General features: G+C 35.1%; 21 protein-coding genes and 1 pseudogene. 12 read left to right on the top strand and 10 right to left on the bottom strand.

Annotation, left to right across the window (positions count from 1 at the left end; translation table 11 throughout):
- From FC66_RS08035 to thiD, 3 genes are all read left to right on the top strand, one after another.
- Positions 1 to 377 (top strand): hypothetical protein (locus tag FC66_RS08035; RefSeq protein ID WP_057974741.1); only part of this gene is annotated, 377 nt, incomplete at its 5' end.
- Positions 374 to 1,951, top strand: a complete 1,578-nt coding sequence (locus tag FC66_RS07345; RefSeq protein ID WP_057974740.1) for an MFS transporter — start codon at positions 374 to 376, stop codon at positions 1,949 to 1,951. The genes FC66_RS08035 and FC66_RS07345, both read left to right, overlap by 4 nt.
- Positions 1,952 to 1,968: 17 nt before the next feature.
- Positions 1,969 to 2,784 (top strand): bifunctional hydroxymethylpyrimidine kinase/phosphomethylpyrimidine kinase, encoded by an 816-nt coding sequence (gene thiD, locus FC66_RS07340; RefSeq protein ID WP_057974739.1) that lies wholly within the window; start codon positions 1,969 to 1,971, stop codon positions 2,782 to 2,784.
- 130 nt (positions 2,785 to 2,914) lie between these two features.
- Here the strand turns inward: thiD and FC66_RS07335 are convergent, their stop codons facing one another.
- Positions 2,915 to 3,556 carry a phosphatase PAP2 family protein gene (locus tag FC66_RS07335; RefSeq protein WP_057974738.1) on the bottom strand — a complete coding sequence of 214 codons (642 nt, stop codon included), beginning with the start codon at positions 3,554 to 3,556 and terminating at the stop codon, positions 2,915 to 2,917.
- Positions 3,557 to 3,757: 201 nt separating this feature from the next.
- On the bottom strand, positions 3,758 to 4,168 hold the full coding sequence (locus FC66_RS07330) for a peptide deformylase (protein WP_057974737.1): 411 nt from the start codon (positions 4,166 to 4,168) through the stop codon (positions 3,758 to 3,760).
- Positions 4,169 to 4,325: 157 nt separating this feature from the next.
- On the opposite strand from FC66_RS07330, the gene rbsK reads away from it, so the two are divergent.
- Positions 4,326 to 5,237 carry a ribokinase gene (rbsK, locus tag FC66_RS07325; protein WP_057974736.1) on the top strand — a complete coding sequence of 304 codons (912 nt, stop codon included), beginning with the start codon at positions 4,326 to 4,328 and terminating at the stop codon, positions 5,235 to 5,237.
- 92 nt (positions 5,238 to 5,329) lie between these two features.
- On the opposite strand, the gene FC66_RS07320 is transcribed toward rbsK, so the two are convergent.
- Positions 5,330 to 6,058: a GntR family transcriptional regulator gene (locus FC66_RS07320; RefSeq protein WP_057974735.1), complete on the bottom strand. Its 729-nt coding sequence runs from the start codon at positions 6,056 to 6,058 to the stop codon at positions 5,330 to 5,332.
- Positions 6,059 to 6,197: 139 nt separating this feature from the next.
- Here FC66_RS07320 and FC66_RS07315 point away from each other — a divergent pair, with 139 nt between their 5' ends.
- Entirely contained in the window at positions 6,198 to 7,571 is a 1,374-nt protein-coding gene (locus FC66_RS07315; protein ID WP_057974734.1) for a glycoside hydrolase family 1 protein, read from the top strand.
- Positions 7,572 to 7,586: 15 nt separating this feature from the next.
- Positions 7,587 to 8,900 (top strand): PTS sugar transporter subunit IIC, encoded by a 1,314-nt coding sequence (locus FC66_RS07310; RefSeq protein ID WP_057974733.1) that lies wholly within the window; start codon positions 7,587 to 7,589, stop codon positions 8,898 to 8,900.
- Between the two features lie 134 nt (positions 8,901 to 9,034).
- Here FC66_RS07310 and FC66_RS08215 read toward each other — a convergent pair.
- The 4 genes and pseudogenes from FC66_RS08215 to FC66_RS07295 form a co-directional block, all read right to left on the bottom strand.
- A pseudogene (locus FC66_RS08215) lies at positions 9,035 to 9,607 on the bottom strand (IS3 family transposase); the annotation flags it as partial.
- Between the two features lie 32 nt (positions 9,608 to 9,639).
- Positions 9,640 to 9,759, bottom strand: a complete 120-nt coding sequence (locus tag FC66_RS08210) for an IS3 family transposase (protein ID WP_083478993.1) — start codon at positions 9,757 to 9,759, stop codon at positions 9,640 to 9,642.
- 116 nt (positions 9,760 to 9,875) lie between these two features.
- Positions 9,876 to 10,199, bottom strand: a complete 324-nt coding sequence (locus tag FC66_RS07900) for a helix-turn-helix domain-containing protein (protein ID WP_162253183.1) — start codon at positions 10,197 to 10,199, stop codon at positions 9,876 to 9,878.
- A 288-nt stretch (positions 10,200 to 10,487) separates the two neighbouring features.
- On the bottom strand, positions 10,488 to 12,338 hold the full coding sequence (locus FC66_RS07295) for an FAD/NAD(P)-binding protein (protein ID WP_057974731.1): 1,851 nt from the start codon (positions 12,336 to 12,338) through the stop codon (positions 10,488 to 10,490).
- 178 nt (positions 12,339 to 12,516) lie between these two features.
- Between FC66_RS07295 and FC66_RS07290 the strand changes: the two genes are divergently transcribed.
- Together FC66_RS07290 and FC66_RS07285 are read left to right on the top strand one after the other, a co-directional pair.
- Positions 12,517 to 13,188: a YoaK family protein gene (locus FC66_RS07290; RefSeq protein ID WP_057974730.1), complete on the top strand. Its 672-nt coding sequence runs from the start codon at positions 12,517 to 12,519 to the stop codon at positions 13,186 to 13,188.
- 19 nt (positions 13,189 to 13,207) lie between these two features.
- Complete coding sequence (locus FC66_RS07285; protein ID WP_057974729.1) at positions 13,208 to 13,801, top strand: YdeI/OmpD-associated family protein; 594 nt, start codon at positions 13,208 to 13,210, stop codon at positions 13,799 to 13,801.
- A 45-nt stretch (positions 13,802 to 13,846) separates the two neighbouring features.
- Here the strand turns inward: FC66_RS07285 and FC66_RS07280 are convergent, their stop codons facing one another.
- From FC66_RS07280 to FC66_RS07270, 3 genes are all read right to left on the bottom strand, one after another.
- The gene (locus tag FC66_RS07280; protein ID WP_057974728.1) at positions 13,847 to 15,262 is read right to left on the bottom strand and encodes a glycoside-pentoside-hexuronide (GPH):cation symporter; all 1,416 of its coding nucleotides are present in this window, start codon (positions 15,260 to 15,262) and stop codon (positions 13,847 to 13,849) included.
- A gap of 18 nt (positions 15,263 to 15,280) precedes the next feature.
- Positions 15,281 to 15,520, bottom strand: a complete 240-nt coding sequence (locus FC66_RS07275) for a hypothetical protein (protein ID WP_057974727.1) — start codon at positions 15,518 to 15,520, stop codon at positions 15,281 to 15,283.
- A gap of 311 nt (positions 15,521 to 15,831) precedes the next feature.
- Positions 15,832 to 16,401, bottom strand: a complete 570-nt coding sequence (locus FC66_RS07270; RefSeq protein ID WP_235804051.1) for a TetR/AcrR family transcriptional regulator — start codon at positions 16,399 to 16,401, stop codon at positions 15,832 to 15,834.
- A 243-nt stretch (positions 16,402 to 16,644) separates the two neighbouring features.
- Here FC66_RS07270 and FC66_RS07265 point away from each other — a divergent pair, with 243 nt between their 5' ends.
- From FC66_RS07265 to FC66_RS07250, 4 genes are all read left to right on the top strand, one after another.
- Complete coding sequence (locus FC66_RS07265; protein WP_057974726.1) at positions 16,645 to 17,799, top strand: YhgE/Pip domain-containing protein; 1,155 nt, start codon at positions 16,645 to 16,647, stop codon at positions 17,797 to 17,799.
- 193 nt (positions 17,800 to 17,992) lie between these two features.
- Positions 17,993 to 18,862: a sulfite exporter TauE/SafE family protein gene (locus FC66_RS07260; protein WP_057974725.1), complete on the top strand. Its 870-nt coding sequence runs from the start codon at positions 17,993 to 17,995 to the stop codon at positions 18,860 to 18,862.
- A 143-nt stretch (positions 18,863 to 19,005) separates the two neighbouring features.
- Positions 19,006 to 19,365, top strand: a complete 360-nt coding sequence (locus FC66_RS07255) for a hypothetical protein (protein WP_057974724.1) — start codon at positions 19,006 to 19,008, stop codon at positions 19,363 to 19,365.
- On the top strand, positions 19,365 to 20,147 hold the full coding sequence (locus tag FC66_RS07250) for an alpha/beta hydrolase (RefSeq protein WP_057974723.1): 783 nt from the start codon (positions 19,365 to 19,367) through the stop codon (positions 20,145 to 20,147). The genes FC66_RS07255 and FC66_RS07250 overlap by 1 nt, the downstream gene beginning before the upstream one ends.
- Positions 20,148 to 20,168: the final 21 nt, after the last annotated feature.

The raw sequence follows: 20,168 nt of genomic DNA, 5'->3' as shown, positions 1-20,168 counted from the left end.
ATGCTCGTGGGACTAAGACGGCGTATATTACTGAATCAGGACGGGACTATTTTCATGAACTAATGGAAAAACCTGTTGTTCATGATTCGAAATGGGATGATATGTATCGTTTTAAAATGCGAGGGATGACCTATATGAGTGTGGTCGATCAAGTTGCCATTTTGCGTGACTATTTCGGTGAATTAGATGAAGACTTCCATGTTTATATGGCCGTTAAGAATCACTTAGAAGATTTAAGGGAAGCTCATCCAACTACAGAGGATTATTACCAATGGCAAATTCGGACTACAGATTTCGTTATGACGGTTCTTGAAACAAAAATGAATTGGATTCAAACGCAAATAAAAGAGATACAGAAAATGGAGAATAAAAAATGAAAAAAGAAACAAATCGCTGGGTAGCTTTATTCGCTATGAGTCTAGGTGTTTTTATGGGACTTTTGGATGTTACAGTAGTAAATGTGGCATTACCAAGCATGGCAATTGATTTTAAAACAACTTTTAGTAACTTACAATGGATTTTAAATGCTTATACGTTAATGTTTGCCGTCAGTTTATTAATTGTCTCAAAATTGGGAGACATGTTTGGCCGGAAAAAAATATTTATTTTAAGCATGATTTTATTTACAATCGCCTCAGTTGTCAATGGACTTGCACCAAACTTACTTGTTCTTGATATTGGTCGAGCTGTTCAAGCAATAGGTGGATCAGGAATGATGAGTTTATCAATGGCTTTGGTGGCCTCTAACTTTTCAGGACGTGAACGTGGGACTGCACTTGGTATATTAGGTTCGGTTATCGGATTTTCAACGGCAATTGGGCCTTTGGTCGGCGGTCTTTTAGTTGAGAATTTTGGCTGGCCTTCAATTTTCTTTGTTAATTTACCAGTTGGGATTATTGCGGTTTACTTGGTTTTCAGAAATGTAAAAGAAACACCTGCATATGGCGCTGAAGAATCAATTGATTTTATGGGTATGATTCTTTCAGCAATTGGCTTGTTTGCCGGCATATATGGGTTGATTCAAAAAGAACAACACATGCATTGGGCATGGACGGATATGCGTATTATGGGATGGTTAATTGCTTCAATTTTAATTCTGGCAATATTCGTTTTTGTGGAATTAAAAGTTAAATCGCCAATGATGAATCTAACGTTATTAACAAATCGTCATTTTGTTGGCGTGGTTATTCTTGCATTTGCACTTGGAGCAGGGATTTTTGCATTAGCTGCTTATCAAACGAGTTTAATGCAAAATTACATGGGATACTCAGCCTTTACCACAGGATTGAGACAATTACCTATGAGTTTATGGTCGCTTGTTCTAGGACCATTTACGGGCGTTTTAGGATACAAGTTTGGTAAGAAATGGATGATCGCATTTGGATTTATTATTGCCGGAGTTGGTCTATTTACATTTAGTCGAGTTTCAACGACTGATTTTACTTATTTACAATTATTACCCCTTCTTGTTTTAACAGGACTGGGAAATGCAATTATTAATCCGATGATTAATACGGCTGCTATGGATAATATTAATCCGAAAGAAATTGGCATGGCTTCAGGTTTATTGAATGTTTTTCGACAAATTGGGATTACGGTAGGTGTGGTTGTCCTTGGTTTGGCACAAACTAAAGCGTATGAAGCAAGTTTGAATACCGGCTTCAGTGATAGTCATATGCCTAACGCAGCAGCGACTGGTATTCATCAGGCATTAGTGAACGCTGGCGCTTTTTCAGGACACATGGTTGCGTGGAGTCAAAAAATGATTTCAACACCATACGCTACTAAAGTTCAAGATATTGTGTTGACGGCCTTTAACAAAGGGATGATTCAAGTTGTTCTAACTTCATTAATCATGATGATTATCGGAGTGTTAGCCGCAATCTTTTTATTGAGAGAAACAAAAAGTGTTGATCAGAAATTAGATGGTAACGTGAGAAAAGAAGATTAAAAAAGGGGGCTTACGGCATGACAAAAATAATCCCTAAAGTATTAACAATTGCTGGTAGTGATGCAAGTGGTGGTGCGGGCATGGAGGCCGACTTAAAGACGTTTGAAGAGTTTGGCACTTATGGAATGGTTGCACTGACGTCTATTGTGACGATGGATCCGGATACAAATTGGTCACATAATGTTACGGTAATGGATTCTGGGTTGGTCAAAGCTCAATTGAAGACTACGGGTGCCGGCGGTGAGATTGCGGCAATGAAAACTGGGATGCTTGGAAGTGTAGCCATTACAGAAGTCGCACGCGAAAATATTTTATCAAAAAAAATTAATAATGTTGTGATTGATCCTGTTATGGTCTGCAAGGGTGAGGATGAGGTGCTTAATCCTGAAGCAGCTGATGCAATTCGTGATTTATTGATTCCGATTGCCACGGTGACAACGCCCAATTTATTTGAAGCGGGCGTTTTATCGGGATTGGGGACTTTGAAATCACTTGATGATATGAAGCAGGCAGCCATTGAAATTCATGAATTGGGTGCTGAAAATGTTATCGTTAAAGGTGGTAAAGCATTAGAAGGCGAAAAGGCCATTGATTTATTCTATGATGGCGCCAACTTTGAGGTGTTGGAAACAGACAAAATTTCGCCGGCATATAATCATGGTGCTGGTTGTACATTTGCGGCGGCAGTAACTGCCGGTCTGGCGAATGGATTGTCGGTAAAAGAATCTGTCTATCAAGCGAAAGAATTTGTGACCGCAGGAATTAGATCTGGATTCGCTTTTAATGAGTACGTGGGTCCGTTATATCACGCAGGTTATCGATTAAATAATTAAATTAAAGATATTTATTATAACTAAAAAGAACATCTTACCGTAAGCTAATTATTGCTAAGGTAAGGTGCTCTTTTTTTGAATTTAAGTGCTTAATAGTGAAAAAATAGTTATTTATTATTGGAGTGAATAATTATTTTTTGCTTAATAGTAAAGGACTATCGTTTAAATAGACGAATTGAAGCAAACTAACCCATGAAACGCCTAAGATTAAAGCACCTACGATATCGGATGGAAAATGTGCTCTTAGGTATACTCTTGAAAAAATAATGATAATAAGCCAAACAATGGCTAGTGATTGAGTTATTAGTTTTAACCTTTGGCTTTCAATTTTAGGAATAATAATTATAAAAATCATGATAACTAAGATTGTTGAGCCAATCGCGTGGCCGCTAGGGAAGCTAAATCCAGATTCTGCCACTAATCTTTGCGTTGGTCGAGGGCGTTGAATAACTTCTTTGGTAATAAATGCAAGAGCGTCCCCGCCAATTAAGGCAAATCCTAAGAAGGAAGCACTATAAATATCATGGCGATAAGTAAAAAACAACATTAAACAGGACGCTGTTCCAATCACAAATATTGGACTACCAGTGATCGAAATTAATGAAAAAAACTTAGTCAAACCTGGATTAACGAGACTACTTATTAACGTTTGTAATTTAAAGTCGACGGTTATTAACCAGTTAGATTGAATACTAACTGAAATTGACAATCCGATAAATAATAACGAGCCAATAATTCCGGATACCAACCACTTATTCTGTCTATTTTCCATACTTACTGTTCAGTCCCTTGTATAAAGTATTGATTATAAATAATTAAACCTGTGATCAATCGTTTCTTTTTGATCTTAAATTAAACTATTTATGAACAAATATCATACTATCACTGCGAGTCAGTTTATATTTACAAATGATTGTTTCTTTAACGATTATTAACATTCTTAATAATATATACGTGGTTAAAAATAGTTGATTTAGATAATAAGGCCTTCACAATGATCAACTTCATGTTGGATGATTTGTGCCATCCAGCCTGAAAATTTTTGTGTTTGGGGATGAAAAGACTTGTCTAAATAATCAACGGTAATCATATCGTATCGCTGTGTTGGGCGTTCTCCAACTAATGAGAGACAGCCTTCCTCAACGTTGTAACGGCCTGATTTTTTTATGATTTTGGGATTAATGAGGGGGACATTTAATGCGCCAAATTGGCAAACGATAATTCGTTTATTCACGCCAATCATATTGGCAGCCATACCAACACAAACATCTTTATTAGCGTCCAAAGTATCCAGTAAATCAGTTATAATGGATGCATCTGAATTTGATGCGGGCTCAGCTTTTTGGGCAAGAAATAGTTCATCATGCATAATGGGTTTTATCATATTTTCTCCTTCAGACAGTAGATTAATGATTCCATCATAACCTTTTACAGATAAGCTATCAAATATCGATTATTAGTTTCGATATATTTGAGTAAATTTTGATTTATCGGTAAAATGAAAATATAAAAATTAATTTGACGGATAAGGGGCAAGTGAAATGAAAAAAGTGATTATTTTAGGATCAACTAATGTAGATACAATTTTGAATGTCCAGCGTTTCCCACAACCGGGTGAAACAATGGCAATGAATTCGATGGCCGTGGCCGGCGGCGGTAAAGGTGCTAATCAAGCAATTGCGGCCGTTCGATCGGGAGCAGAAACGACATTTATTAGTAAAGTTGGGCATGAAGGTGCCGCTAATTTTATGTTAGATACGTTCAAAGAGGACGGTATGAATATTGATCATGTTACTACGTCAGAAACTGCGGGAACTGGTCAGGCATATATTATGGTTGACGAGAATGGTCAAAATAGCATCCTGATTTATGGTGGCGCAAATCAGGACATAACAAATGAAGATATTCAGGCTGCTAAAGGCAGCATCAAAGCAGCTGATAGAATTGTTGCTCAATTTGAAGTGCCAATTCCTTCTGTGATTGAGGCTTTTAAAATTGCACGTGAAAATGATGTTCAAACAATTTTAAATCCGGCACCAGCAATCAAAAATATTCCGGATGATTTGTTGTCAGTGACGGATATGATCGTCCCTAATGAAACAGAATCTGAGATAATTACGGGAATTAAAGTGACTGACGAAGCTTCAATGGAGGCTAGTGCTAAAGAGTTCTTTAAAATGGGTGTTAAAGCAGTCATTATCACGGTGGGTGATCGAGGATCTTTTTATGCGACATCAGAACAATCGGGATTTGTTAATGCCTTTAAAGTTAAGGCCGCAGATACAACAGCTGCCGGTGATACATTTATTGGTGCATTAAGTTCTAAACTTGAATTAGATTACAGTAATCTTGAAGAAGCAATGACCTATGCAAACAAAGCTTCATCATTAGCCGTTCAAATAAAAGGTGCTCAAAATTCGATTCCCTACGCGAAAGATATTTTAGCTGATTAGGATAGATACGGAAGAGGTCATCATAAAATTGGTAAATAGCGTAGTAACATAAAAAATCCTACTAGCACTTGCTAGTAGGATTTTTTATGTTACTACGCTGGTGCTCCATTGCCCTTAGTTACCGTTATAATACTACCTTGGTCATAACGATGTCTAGTTGTTGAATATTCAAACGGTATACCATTTTGTAAAAAGACAGTTTGCTCAACTTGTAAGACTGGTTCCGTTAAATCACATTTTAAATATTTTTGGTCCATGTCATTAGGTTTATCTGCACTAATTTTTCGGTACGCGGACCCTATTTTTAAGCCTAGTTTATTTTCTAAATAATAGTAAATTGATTTTTCTAAAATCTCTTTTGTTAAATTCTTTAAAATTTTAGCGGGCATCACGGAATGTTCAATACTATATGGTTTTCCATCTAAGAAACGTAATCGAATAATATCGTAAACGGCTTCTATTTCGTCTAACTGTAAATATTCACTTTCATCTGGAGTTGGTAAGCGAAGTTTTTTTTCTAAAACCTGGCTTCTAACTTCTGATTTCCCTTTAAATAGAGCAGTTGTACCTATATATTGATTAATACCAGTATCTAACTGTGACAATGATGCTGCATTTGATTTTATAAAAGTTCCGCTGCCTTGTTTACTATAAATAAGATCTTCAAACATTAATATTTCAAGAGCTTTTTGAATCGTCATTCTGGATGTCTTAAATTCTTGTGCCAATTTAATTTGTTCCGGTAAAGCAGTTTTTGCTGGATAAGTTCCGTCTGAAATCCGTTTACGGATAGTTGCTGCAATCTCTTTATATTTAGCCAAATTCATCACCTACCATTATTAAGTTAATTATAACATAAGTTCATTTTTAATAAAATGAAATTCATATATATTTGAATGGCTTTACATTTAAATATAAAAGCGCTATCATTAAATAAATATTAGATTGGAGGAATGTTTTATGAGCTTAGATAAAAATTTTTTGTGGGGAAATTCAGTTTCAAGTATGCAAAGTGAAGGTGCTTGGAATGAACAAGGTAAAGGGAAATCAGTTTATGACGTAAAAGTTGCCACGGAAAATACATCAGATTGGAAAGTAGGAATCGATGAGTTTCATCGGTATAAAGAAGATGTTCAGTTAATGAAAGAAATGGGAGTTAATTGTTATCGGTTTCAAATTTCGTGGACTCGTATTTTTCCGAATGGTGACGGTACCATAAATGAAAAGGGGTTTGAATATTACGATCATTTAATTGAGGAATTAATCGAGGCGGGAATTGAACCAATGATTTGTTTGTATCATTTTGATATGCCACTGCATTTGGCAGAAAAATATAACGGGTTTATCAGTCGTTACGTTGTTAATTGTTTTGTTGATTTTGCTAGGGTTGTTATTGATCGTTATAGTAAATTAGTTAAATATTGGATTAGTTTTAACGAACAGAATGGTTATTTATTTGAAGCTGGTTTTGAAAACAGTGGATTTATTCACGGCGATAAAACATTAGAGGCTCTTTATACAATTGCTAATAATACGATGGTAGCTCATTCATTAATTGCTAATTATATACATGATAGATATCCAAAAATCAAAATTGGTGGTATGTTGGCCTATCAAGAATTTTATCCGGCAACAAATCATCCAGAAGATATTTTAATAGCTAGAAAAGCATCAGAATTTATTAATCAACATTTTGTTAATGCTTTTAGTCAGGGTAGATATTCAAATGAAGTTCTTCATTATTTAAAAGAAAAGAGTTTAATATCAACTATTCAATCTGGTGATTTAGAATTAATTGCATCACATAAAAATGATTTTATTTCTTTTAGTTATTACTATACAGTTACTTTAGATCATTACAAATTACCAAAAGATACACCGCCTAGTTACTACATGCGTGATGGTAGTATTAAGAATTCTTATCTTGAAACAAGTGAGTGGGGTTGGCAAATCGATCCATTAGGATTTCGAAGTGTTTTGACTAAGTTATCAAATGAGACTAATTTACCCGTATTCCCTATTGAAAATGGAATTGGTGTTCGTGAACAACTTAATGATCAGAAAACCATTCAAGATGATTATCGTATTTCCTATCATAAGAATCATTTAAAGGCATTATATGATGCTGTTAAAATTGATGGAGCAAATGTTATGGGATATCTTGGTTGGGGACTTATTGATATTCCGAGTTCTAAAGGTGATATGAATAAACGTTATGGTGTCATTTATGTTAACCGGGATAATCATGATCTGAAAGATCTTAAGCGTATTCCTAAAGCAAGTTTTTATTGGTTAAAACAGGTGATTGCAACAAATGGTGAACACTTAGATTAATGGGAGGTATGCAAAATGAATGAAAAGAGAAATAGAGGGAAAAAATTTATAGATCAGTTTACAAATATTGCTTATAAAATTGGTAATCAAGTCCATCTGAGATCTTTACGTGATGCATTTGCCATAATTATGCCATTATTTATTTTGGCTGGTATTGGTGTTTTGGTTAATAATGTTATATTTCCTTGGGTATTTACTGGGGAAAGACTAAGTAATTTTCAATACTTTGGTACATACATAACTAATGGTACTCTAAATATTGCTGGGTTATTAATTGCACCAACAATTGGCTATTGTCTGGCTCAAAATAAAAAGTATGTTAATAAAATTTCTGCGGCGATCATTGCATTAGGAACATTGGTGATTATGATGCCAAATACTGTTTCAATTATTCCCGTGGATGCAAAAAACGCCGTGACAGCAAGTTCTGTTTTAACGTTTCAAAATATTGGCACAACGGGTATGTTTTCAGGAATTATTATTGGATTAGTTGCAACCGAACTTTTTATAAGTTTATCTAAAGTAAAAAAAATACAAATACATTTAAGCGACGCTGTTCCCTCAGCCGTTGCTGGATCTTTTAATTCACTAATTCCTGCTTTAATCACGATGAGCCTTTTTGCAGCATTTGCAGCGGTGCTAACTGTCTCGTTTCATACTGATTTAATTTCTTTAATTACTAATGTCATTCAAGAACCCCTTCGACGCGTGAATACAAGTCTTCCAGGATTACTATTAATTTATGGGACTGGTAATTTACTATTTACTTTTGGTATCCATCAAGCAGTTATCAATGGGACACTGCTTGATCCCGTCTTATTAATTAATATGAATAAAAATATGGCCGCATATGCTGCGGGTGATCATATTCCTTATATTATTAATAATGTATTTCGTGATACATTTGGTATGCTGGGTGGAACAGGAAGTACTATATGTTTACTGATTGCTACATTAATTTTTTCAAAATCAAAAGCTAACCGTGATATTACGAAATTATCTTTTATCCCAAGCCTCTTTAATATAAATGAACCCGTTATTTTTGGTTATCCAATTGTTTTTAATATTGCTTTAACCATCCCATTCGTGTTATTGCCCGGTTTAGGAATTAGCATTGCCTATTTCTTTACAGCAATCGGTTGGATGAATCGTGTTGTTGTGATGGTTCCTTGGACAACGCCACCACTATTAAACTCCTACCTAGCAACTGGTGGAGATTGGCGGGCACCTATAGTTCAAGGACTTACAATAGTTCTTGGTATATTAATTTATTGGCCATTTCTCAAAATCAATGAACGTGTTATGGATAAACAAGCAGAATTGAAATAATATTTTTTCAGTTTTGTTAATTTTAGAATATCTATTAACATATGGTATTCCATAGTATTATGTTTTATGAGCACTAAAAAAGAGTCGTATACTCTGTTGAAGTGCAACAAAAAAGTTAGACATTTTAATATTATTTAAGATGCTAAGGTATGATTTCGATATTCTATCGGAGTCATGCCTTTTAATTTACAAGAAATCCGTTCATGATTAAACCATTCTACGTATTCGTTTGTTACTTGAATGAGATTCTCAATGTTATTAATAACCTGACGTTTGAGGCATTCTCGCTTCATTAAACTAAAGAAACTTTCAATTGGTGCGTTATCTAAACAGTTTCCTTTCCGAGACATACTCTGAACGTAGTTCAGGGCTTTTAGTTCATTTTGGTAATCGGCCCATTGATAATGACATCCTTGGTCAGAATGCATTATAAGTTTTAAACTTATTGGCAGATTTATTTCTTTCAGCTGGTCGAGCATATCAAAAATGAGTGACTTATCTGGATGTTCACTCATGGATAACGCTAAAACTTCGTGACTAGCTTCATCAGTAACTGCAGAAATATAACCCCATTTATTATTTTGAAGTTTAATTTGGGTAATATCCGTGTGTAGGACATGGTAAGGAAGAACCTCATTAAATTTTTGATTAATAATATTTAGTGTAATTTTTCCAATATGGCCTTTATACGAACTATATTTATCCGTATGTTTGCGGTAAAGCGTATTTTAATACCCATTTAATTCATTAATTTTAATATTGTTGTTAGGGATAAATGAATGCATTGCTTATCCAACATTATTTGAATACGTTTGTGACCGTAGGTCTCTCGGCTATCATTAAAAATAGATTTAATCATTTCTTTCGCAGCAGAATATTTATCTACATCGTGATCAATTCGGTAACATTGATCGTAATAAGTTGACCATTTAACCTTAAATTTTATTAGGAGCTTTTTCCTAAGTCTGCGAATAATTAAGGTTTTCTCCCTATTTGTTTGCCACTTCTTAAGGCGTGCAATTTTTTTAGAAAGTCACGGTTCAATTCTGCACCATGTAATTTGGCTTCTAATTGTAAAATACGTTCTTCGTATTTTTGTTTTTCAGTTAACGTCATATTGTCTTTCTTTTTATCATTTTCCTGCGTAAGCGTAGGCCGTCCTTTAGGACGTGGGATAAGGGCTTGGCTACCGTATAAATCAAATGATTTATTCCAAGTTTGAGCTTGAGATGGATGAATATTGAAGTTAGCAGCGATTATGTTATATCCCACACCATGAGTTTTATAATAGCGTACCACATCTAACTTAAAACGATGGCTAAAAATACGTTTACTGTGTTTAACCCTTAACGCTTCAAGGCCTTGTACCTTAGTTAAGGTAACCCATTTACGAATATAACTTTTGGGAATGTTATATTTTGTTCTAAAATAGTTAAAGAAATATGATCTTCTAGATATAATTGAACAATCTCTACTTTCAGGTTACTTGAATATTTAGACATAAAAAAATACCTCACAATCATTAGACTTATGTCTAACAATTATGAGGCACTTCACTGTTTTAAAATAGGATACGCGACTCTTTTATTATTTTTTATTCGATTCTTTTTCAAAAATATCTTTCACGATATCGTTGGCGGTGCGTAGACTGACATCATTTACAAAAGGTCTTGGACTTGCGGCCGTTAACCAATGAACGCCATCCGTGGGAACTCCCCAGAAGTATAAACCGGGTTGTGGTCGTTTGTTTTCGTCTAGTAGTAAATTACTAATAGGGTCAACATTAACGGCCCCATCTATTACTGGAGCACCTTTAGTTGGATTCAAAACTAAAGGATTGGCAATTCTTGTTTCAAGCAACTGTTTCATCAGAGGACTTGTCGCTGTTGTTGCGTGAACAGCAGGAACTCTTGCTTCGATTAAAGTGGTTGCTAGATAACGTTGCTCAGGCGCATTTGCACTATATGTTTCAAATTGGTGGTTTTTAGTGTCAACAATCATTCCTGGTTCTAACATTGTGATAACATCAGCATCAACGAGTGCTCGTAATTGTTCGATACGAATTGATGGTGGCCCAATTGTTAAGAAATTGTTTAATGAGTTAAACCAACCTAAGAAGTCAGTTAGATATTCATCATCGCTTAAGAGACGGTTATCAACCAGCTGTCTCACTGGAAGACGTAAATCTCGTAAAACTTCAAGTGCACTCGTTAATGGCCCAGTCTTAGTACCCATTCTGGCGTCTGCTGCATCGTTTTGTAGGTGTTCTAACATGATTGTTTTGAAATCTGCATTGGGTTTCTTAGTCATCGGATTACCTAAATGATCCCAGTTAAATCTATCAGATTCGGCAATGATTGATCGTTTAACTGTTTCTTCAGGTTGTCTTAAGAAAGCCAGCTGGAACTTTGTTAATTCTATTTCTGGATATTTTTCTGCAACAAGTAATGAATAATAATGGTACTCAACTTCATGACTCAGTAAGTTCCAAAATTCGGCGAAAGGTACTGAGCCATTTTTCATGAAGACTGCCATTTTGGCTGCCGTTAAGAAATGCGCTTGCGATTCTTCACCGGGTGCTTTTTGATTATCACCTTTCGCATGGTATGGCCATCCACGACGTGATCCTGCGACGATATGGGGCTCTTTGCCAGTTGCTAGATAGGTTAATTGACCATTATCTAATTGTTTAAAACGGCCACCGCGTTCAATGGTTAGTCGTGTCACTATGTCAAAGAAACTTAGACCTAAGCCACGTAAAATAACAGTGTCGTCTTGCGTAATGTGGTCAAGTTCTGTTTCGTTTGGGAAACCAGGTAAGACATAAGTTAAGTTATTTTCTGTCGCAAATGAATCAAATTTTTGTTGGTCCTTGGATAATTCATTTTCGAGATTACCTAAAGACATGACAACATAATCAACAGTGTCAGTTGAAGGTAAGGCAGTCATAATTTCAAAATGATTAGCATTTTTTGAAATTTGTGTGACAGTAACTTTATTAACGTTAATGTTAACATTTTTAGGCGTATGCTTAATTAATTCAGCGTAATACCATTGAATATAAATACCAAATAGAGCCCGTGTTGCATAATCATTTGGATTCAAATGGGCAATTTCGGTTAAAAAATCCGCTGAATAGTTATTTTTTTCAATAAAATCGTGGGCCTCGGTTTGAGCCCATTCAAAAATGTTAGGTCCCGTAATGATGGGTCCAGTAGAATTGACACTTGTTCCATAAAACAAGCTAATTTGTTGAGCCGCCGTATTCATGATTAACTCATGAGGTTGTTTAGGCGTCCATACACGGCCCCCAATGCCATGCGGGTCGTACAAATCAATTGTGAGTGGTGTATTCGAATGCTCTGCTCGTTGCCAAGCAATAAGACGTTCAAGTGTAACCATGCCTCGTGGTCCGGCTCCAATAATGGCTAAATGCATAAAAGTAATCTCCCTTGTATGTAAAAACTAACTTCATTATAAGCTTAAAAGTTGGAAAAAGCGCTTGATATGATTGTAAATGTTAAAAAAATGAGTTGGATATTCTTGTGAACTTTTGATAATTTAGTATACTTAAAATTGAAAGAAGAATTTATGTAGAAACTGAAAGAAGGATTTAATGAAAAAACCAATGTCGCTAATAGACAGACTGCTATTTGCCGGATTAATATTCGCTGGTGGTGGATTTGATGCATATACATATTTGGTACACGATGGGGTCTTTTCTGGGATGCAAACCGGAAATTTAATCATACTGGGTGTCAGTTTAGGGCAAGGGGAATGGGGATCTATTTTTGATCATCTCATTTCAATTTTTGCATTTATGATTGGCATTATCATAACTAGAAACCTCCAACATCGATTTAAAGAAGAAGATACGATTAATAAGCGACAAAAATTTGTGATTGGTCTTGAAGCAATTTTGTTAGTCGTAGTCGCCTTTATTCCGAAGAGCTGGCCAACTCAATTATCAACGGGAATTGTTTCGATGGTTGCGGCCGCGCAACTTCAGGAATTTAGACAGATTAATGGGGGACCATTTACGTCGTTCATGATGACAGGTAACTTAAGAACAATGGCCGAGAGCTTTTACGATGGTTTTATTAAGGGCAACGTGATTGCTCTAACAAAAGGTTGGCGTATGTTGGGTGTTGTTCTAGCGTTTCTTTTTGGGGCGACTTCCATGGGTGCTTTGGTACCAATAATGGGCACTAAAACTATTTTACTGGCTGCGTTTTTCTTATTGTGTTCGTTAATTGGACTACAGCTAAATCCAGATAAAAAATTATAAAAATAAAGAGGTTGAGATAATGACAGAAATTAAAAAGAACCCAAAAGTAGATTTATATTTAGAAAAAGCAACGCACTGGAAAGAAGAAATGACACAATTAAGAGAACTTTCACTTGAAACGGGTTTAGTGGAAGAGCTCAAATGGGGTAAACCTTGCTACACGTTGAATGGCAAAAATGTTGTCTTAATTCAAGGATTTAAAGAATATATGGCGTTACTTTTCTTGAAAGGTACGTTAATCGATGATGGTAAAGGTATTTTAATCAGAACGGGCGAAAATACTGAGGTAGGTCGTCAGATTAGATTTCATAATTTAAAAGAAGTGATAGATTTAAAGTCAGAGATTAGTGATTACATTCAAAAAGCGATTGCAGCCGAAAAGGTAGGGTTAAAAGTGCCTAAGGGTAAACCAACTGAACTGGTCTTACCAATTGAATTTCAGAAAAAAATGAACGAAATGCCAGAGTTAGAAGAGTTTTTTGAAACCTTAACACCGGGACGTCAAAAAACGTACGCTCGCTACTTCGCAGACGCAAAACGAACAGAAACGCGAGAAGCAAGAATCATTAAATATATTCCTAAAATCCTTGATGGTAAAGGACTTAACGATTAGACAAAAAGAACGACCAGATTTTCATCTGATCGTTCTTTTTTTATATTATTTTAATTTCTTTTGTAATTCTTTAACAATTTCTTCATGTTTAGCCTCAGATAATTTAATTCTTGCCATAAAGATTAAAGCAGCAACAACCATTAACGCCATAGGAATAAAGAACATGTACATTCTGAATTGCCATAGCCCACTTGATGTAATATCACTGGGCTTAGCACTACCTGTCATACCAGCATGGATTGCGGCAAAACCAACAACACCATTGGCGAAGGCACCAGCTAATTTATCCAATAAAGGACGAACAGCTAAGGTAACAGATTCATTACGTGTACCACTCTTCAATTGGCCATATTCAACACTATCAGTAATTGTCATTAATGCTGCTAAGAAAACAAGTGGGTATGGGAAGAAGAATAACCCAACAGCAATTAAGACAACGATAAGGTTAGTGCCGGCGAATAAGAAGAGAATATAACCTAATAACATAACTACGATTCCGCCTAAGTAAATGGCACGACGGTGAACTAACGCAACTAAAGTTGGGAACAGTGAAACTGAAATAATTCCTAAGACTGCTGTTAGAACCCCAACAATTGTAAAGGCTGCAGCACTACCTAAAATGTAATTGAAGTAGTAAATCAAAAGTGAATTTGTAATAACGTAACTAAAAGCGAATAAGAAATATGATAATGATAACCACATTAATTGATCATTTTTACCAATAACTTTGAAAACATCACGGAAACGAACCTTTTCAGTGTTTTCACGAATAGCATTTTTTTCAATTTTAGTTCCTAAGATAGTTGCCAAAGCACCTAAGAATGAAACTAAACCGATAACGACAGCAAAGCCTAACCAACCAGCTTTTGTTTGTGTGTTACCCTGAGTACCTGAGAATATTTTTGAAAAGAAGACAACGATTGGTACGATAACGATAATAACACCCTGAGCACCTAATGTTGATCCAAAACGGGCAATAGTCCCAAATTTAGTCCGTTTTTCTGATTCAACACTCAAGGCAGGCAACATTGACCAGAATGAAATATCTTTAAATGAATAGAAACTATCTAAAATGATATATACAATTGCAAAAAGAATTAAGTAAAGATAAGGACTATTCGTTGCTAAACCACCAAAGTCAGTGAAAATAATAATTAAACCAATTGAACTAACAATTGAACCAACTAGCAACCATGGTTTAAAGTTTCCCCAACGAGTACGTGTATTATCAATAACACCACCAATTAATGGATCAAATGCAATTTCAACGATACGGATAACAACCATTACAGTTGTAACATAACCAATCATCTTGGCGTTGAATCCAGCATCCTTTGTAACGAATAATTGACTTGTAATAAAAATCATAAAATAAGTGCTAAGAGTTGCGTAAAAGGCATCATGGCCAAAGGCACCAAATGCATATGAAGCATATTGCTTAATATCTTTAGAATTTTTCATTTGTTTAACCCCCTCTAATTAGTTATATCGATGTTCGATGATCTTGTCTAAAATATCTTGACGTTGTTTTTCTTTAGCAGAGCCTAATTGGTTTTCTTCCAAAGAGTTAAAATCATTAACCAACAAAACTGATTCAAGGTATAACGTTAGTTGACGCTTGATATACACCTTGTTATCTTCGTTTGTTTGCTTAGGATTTCCGGCAATAATTGCGGCAGCAAATCGTTCAGCTTCAATCGTTAATTTATTCGTGTTCATTCTAATAACCTCTTTCTATATAATAGATTTTTGATAAAATAATTGCTGTAATAATACTGTGCGTTAACAATGTAATCGCATTCGTTTAGTTAACAAATACATTTTACTAAACTTTTACTAAAATGTAAACGCTTTATACTTGAAAATTTAAAATAAGTATATTTATGATCAAATTTGTGCCGAAAATGTCTTTTTAAACAAGGTGACGGAGGGGTTACTTGAACAAAATAACAATTTAATGAGACTATTAAAATAAGGAACAGGGGGAGTCTTCTCGACTCTCCCTGTTCCTTATTTTTTATGTCATGGGATTAGATGCTAAGTGCATTAATCAAGGCATCAGTTGAATGGTCAGTACTTTCTTTTGTTAGTGGCTGATCAAATAAAAGGTAACCTAGAACAACTCCACCGATAATCGACCAGATAACTTTGAGAATTTCAAGATTATCCCAATTAACAATTAACTTTTTCTCTTTTAACGCATCAATTGTTGTATTAATTGCCGTCCAGTATGGGGCAGGTGCATTTTCTAGTAATTGGGTTACCACAGATTTGTCATAGAGTAATTCTGAAATAAATATTTTGAGAACTTTGGCATTTTCTTGTAGGAAGATAATTCGATTTTTTAATAATGGCCGAATTAACGAATCTAAAGTTAGGTTAGAAGGATCCATAGACTCATCCAATAAGTCTTGCATCGCTGATGGCAAAATTGATTTAATAACCGGCGTAATAATTGCGTCTAGTAGCCCCCGTTTATTGGTATATTTACTAAAAATATTTCCCTCGGCCACACCAGCCTTTTTGGCAATTTCTTTTGTACTTGTGTTTGCATAACCTTTTTCTGAGAATAATTCGATTGAGGCAATTAAAATTTGCATCTGTTTGTCCGTGATATCTTTGAATAAATCCGAGTTGGCATATAGCTTTAATTCAGACTTTTTGATAATTATCACCATCCTATCGCTGTTATTATTATGACACAATTGGCAGCGATAACAAATGACGAACTTATTGTTTTGGTGTTTGTTATTTTAAAGTTAGGGTTGACTAAACTTTGAAACAGGTTATAATCATAGTTGTAATTGATTGAGTGCTCACTCAAAGAAAGAAGGAATAAACTTATGTTTAAAAATAAATTTTTAGGTTTTGCTATTTTAGTTTCAATCTTGTTAACATTCATCATGGTTGTGATGCAAATTCCATCTGTTAAATCAGATCTCAAGGATGTTCCGGTGGCTATTGTCAATGAAGATGACGGTAAGCAAGGAAATAAAATTGTTGAAAGTTTAATGGGTAGTAAAAATAAAGCGTTAGATTGGCACATTGTAAAGAGTGATAAAGACCTTAAAAAAGCGATGGATAAACAACAATATTATGCTGCTATCGTGATTCCAAAAAACTTCTCCTCTTCGCTTGGCAAATTAGTTGATCCAACTTCAAAAGAGGTTGCTAACGTTACTGTTGTGACAAATGAAGCGAAGAATGCTCAACTGGCAACAACATTGGGGTCAACGTTATCAACAATTGTGACAAAAATAGGTGGTGGTATTTCGGCCGGTATTTTAACGAATATGGCTAAGGCAAATATCAGTGTCCCAGCCGTTACTGCATTGAAATTGAATAATCCCATAACAGTGAAGACGACGGTTAGACATTCAACGAAGGGGCTAACATCAGCAAACAGTTCATTCTTCCAACCTGTTTGGATTGCGAGCATGGTTATTAGTTTGTTACTATTTTACGCTGGAAATACGAAGGAATTTAAATCAATGAAACACAAATTCTCTTTTAAATCATCATTCATTATTTCGGCAATTGCGCTCGCAATCTTAACCGGGTTTGCAACGGCCACATATGCGACTTGGATACTAGGATTTAATTTCACACACTTTATGACGATTGCGGCATTCTTATCATTCACGAGTTTTGCCTTTATTATGTTGTTCTCAGGAGTACTAACATGGATTGGCTTCCCGGGTGTCATTGTGTTTGTCCTCTTACTTTTCTTCTCAATTCCGTTGCTTGCAATGGCTCAACCATTGGTACCTCAGTTCTACCAAGATTGGGTTCTCCCATGGTTGCCAATGCGTTTCTTGTATGATGGTGGCCGCAGTATCCTCTACTATGGTGCTTCATTCTGGAATAGTTCAACGGTCGGATTAACTTATGTGTTAATAATTGGTGGAATTTTATTCTTTGCCGAAGGTTTTTCACCTAAACATCGAAAAGTTGAACGAGAAATTAATGAGAAAATCAAAGTTATGGAAGCTAAATAGAGTAACTAATTTGGAAGACTTGTTGGAAAAATGAAAATTAAATAGATTCATAAAAAGCTAAACACCATTTTTACATTGGTGTTTAGCTTTTTGGTCTTTAAAGGGACGAATATATAGTATAAAATAGATTATTCGATAAAATTATATTTTCCGTAAAAATCTAAGAAATACGGTTGAACAGGGAGAGTTAAGAATGCAAAAACTATTAATTATCGCTATTATTATTGTTAATTTTACTTTTATTTATTTTTTTATACGTGATTTATTAAAACATAAAGCAGATGTAATGAAAGAACCGGCAAACCCAATTTGGACGCCAATATCACAAATAGTTATCTTTTTCTTTTCTACATTCGGTATTTCAGATTTTGCCATATCAACTGCAATATTTCCAAAAGCTAAGTGGGTTTCAATGAAAAAATTACCGGGAACATTAAATGCACAGGATGTTATTCCTATTTTTGTTATGTCATTGGCTTATATCACGACGGTTAATGTTGGTATTAAAACGTTACTAGTTTGTATCGTTTGCCAAGTGATTGGGGCTTACATTGGGCCTAGATTTGTTGTTAAATTACCTGAAAATACGATTAGAACATTTGTTATTGTCGGGCTACTTGTTGCGACGATGTTGATTGTTGCGGGTAAAATTGGATTGATTTCTGCAAATGGAACGGCGACGGAATTATTCGGTTGGAAGTTAGTCGTAACCGGGTTTTTATTATTCGTTTATGGCGCTTTGAATAACATTGGGATTGGCTCATTTTCTTTAACGATGGCAACCGTCTATGCAATGGGGATGGATCCAATTTCTGCATTTCCAATCATGATGGGTGGATGCGCATTTTCATTGCCAATCGGAAGTATGCAATTTATAAAATTAGATCAATATTCAAGAAAAATAACGTTATTTTCTGTTTTTGGTATTATTGGTGTTTTAATTGCCGTATTTTTAGTAAAAAGTATTGATACGAGTGTAATTCAGTGGATCGTTATTGTGGTGCTACTATATTCCGCATATAGTTTACATTTAGGAAATAAGAAAGCTAAATTAATCGATTAATAAAAAGCAGGTATGATGGGTGAATTAATGCATATGTACGGGATTATTTTTAAACGAATGGAGTCAAAATATTGGTTATGAAAACATTTTTTAGTTACACTGTATGTGGATTAAAAATGATGTATCAATAGGGGGATTCTAATATGATAGATGTAAAAAATTCGTTAGATAAATTACAGTGGACGGCAGAGCATCATTATCTGCATATTATTGCTAAACATGACTTTATGCGTGCATGGGCAGTTCAATTCGAGTTGGCATACACTGACTTCCGTACAATCCAATTGGCGTTACAATTGTCCGGCAAACAACACGAAACGTTAGTTAAGTTTACGGATGCCTATGATCGTCTCTATGTTTTTGAATATGAGTTTGCAGCGAACGGGTTGGATGCTTTTTATTCAAAATTTACGACTCAAGATGATTTGAATGATTACGAAAAAGCAAAAGATGATTTATTAGCTCAGATTCTAGTGATTAAAGAACTAGGAGCTAATGACTAATGATTGACGTTAAATATGATATTAAATATGGCGATAAAACCGAGTTAACACTAGATATATATAAACCAACCGGCGATATCATTGGGACCGTCGTTGATATTCATGGCGGTGGTTGGTTCCGTGGCGATAAAAAAACTGAGTCGGATATTGGCGAGTTTCTTGGTGAAAAAGGCTATTTAGTAGTTGCACCAAATTACCGAATTGGACCAGAGAATACTTATCCAGCACCTTTGGATGATATGGATCAGTTGGTTGAGTGGTTGCAAGAACAAAAGTTAGCAGATAATATTGCTGTTTTGGGCTCTTCTGCCGGCGGTAATATGTCAGTCGAAATGGGTATTAAATATGGATTTCCAGCTATTTCCTTATCCGGTATTTTAGACTTTGATGAGTGGTTACAAATGCATCAACATGTTGTTGCTGCTCCAAATCAAACGAAAGATTTAGATGTATTACAAAAAACGGCTGGTATTAATCAAGATGGAGCCAATGACCCGTTCTATAAATGGTTTAGTTTGAACTACCTGAATGGTGATTTAACCTTGGCAAGCGCTGCAACACCCTATCATAAAATTACGGAAACGACCGGACCAATGTTTTTAGCGAACTCTTTAAATGAGTTTGTTCCAAACAGTGGTGTCCTTAAATTCGCGGAACGTTTAACACAGTTGAACGTTCCCGTAACGACACGATTTATGACTGGTTCAGAGCACGCTAAAGGTTATTTAGAAGCAGTGAAACCTGATATTTTAAACTTCTTGGTTGAAAATATTAACAAATAAATAAAAAGAGGCTGTGACATA

Source organism: Dellaglioa algida DSM 15638 (genome assembly GCF_001434695.1).
In the GTDB taxonomy this organism is placed as follows: domain Bacteria; phylum Bacillota; class Bacilli; order Lactobacillales; family Lactobacillaceae; genus Dellaglioa; species Dellaglioa algida.
This window is presented reverse-complemented; position numbering and strand designations above follow the sequence as displayed.

What these genes read in the sequence shown, in the direction of transcription:
- FC66_RS07330 (WP_057974737.1), bottom strand. Translation starts at nt 4,168, where the DNA reads ATGATAAAACCCATTATGCATGATGAACTATTTCTTGCCCAAAAAGCT.
- FC66_RS07345 (WP_057974740.1), top strand. Translation starts at nt 374, where the DNA reads ATGAAAAAAGAAACAAATCGCTGGGTAGCTTTATTCGCTATGAGTCTA.
- FC66_RS07335 (WP_057974738.1), bottom strand. Translation starts at nt 3,556, where the DNA reads ATGGAAAATAGACAGAATAAGTGGTTGGTATCCGGAATTATTGGCTCG.
- FC66_RS07290 (WP_057974730.1), top strand. Translation starts at nt 12,517, where the DNA reads ATGAAAAAACCAATGTCGCTAATAGACAGACTGCTATTTGCCGGATTA.
- FC66_RS07275 (WP_057974727.1), bottom strand. Translation starts at nt 15,520, where the DNA reads ATGAACACGAATAAATTAACGATTGAAGCTGAACGATTTGCTGCCGCA.
- FC66_RS07285 (WP_057974729.1), top strand. Translation starts at nt 13,208, where the DNA reads ATGACAGAAATTAAAAAGAACCCAAAAGTAGATTTATATTTAGAAAAA.
- FC66_RS07250 (WP_057974723.1), top strand. Translation starts at nt 19,365, where the DNA reads ATGATTGACGTTAAATATGATATTAAATATGGCGATAAAACCGAGTTA.
- FC66_RS07270 (WP_235804051.1), bottom strand. Translation starts at nt 16,401, where the DNA reads ATGCAAATTTTAATTGCCTCAATCGAATTATTCTCAGAAAAAGGTTAT.
- FC66_RS08210 (WP_083478993.1), bottom strand. Translation starts at nt 9,759, where the DNA reads ATGATTAAATCTATTTTTAATGATAGCCGAGAGACCTACGGTCACAAA.
- rbsK (WP_057974736.1), top strand. Translation starts at nt 4,326, where the DNA reads ATGAAAAAAGTGATTATTTTAGGATCAACTAATGTAGATACAATTTTG.
- FC66_RS07265 (WP_057974726.1), top strand. Translation starts at nt 16,645, where the DNA reads ATGTTTAAAAATAAATTTTTAGGTTTTGCTATTTTAGTTTCAATCTTG.
- thiD (WP_057974739.1), top strand. Translation starts at nt 1,969, where the DNA reads ATGACAAAAATAATCCCTAAAGTATTAACAATTGCTGGTAGTGATGCA.
- FC66_RS07255 (WP_057974724.1), top strand. Translation starts at nt 19,006, where the DNA reads ATGATAGATGTAAAAAATTCGTTAGATAAATTACAGTGGACGGCAGAG.
- FC66_RS07260 (WP_057974725.1), top strand. Translation starts at nt 17,993, where the DNA reads ATGCAAAAACTATTAATTATCGCTATTATTATTGTTAATTTTACTTTT.
- FC66_RS07310 (WP_057974733.1), top strand. Translation starts at nt 7,587, where the DNA reads ATGAATGAAAAGAGAAATAGAGGGAAAAAATTTATAGATCAGTTTACA.
- FC66_RS07315 (WP_057974734.1), top strand. Translation starts at nt 6,198, where the DNA reads ATGAGCTTAGATAAAAATTTTTTGTGGGGAAATTCAGTTTCAAGTATG.
- FC66_RS07280 (WP_057974728.1), bottom strand. Translation starts at nt 15,262, where the DNA reads ATGAAAAATTCTAAAGATATTAAGCAATATGCTTCATATGCATTTGGT.
- FC66_RS07295 (WP_057974731.1), bottom strand. Translation starts at nt 12,338, where the DNA reads ATGCATTTAGCCATTATTGGAGCCGGACCACGAGGCATGGTTACACTT.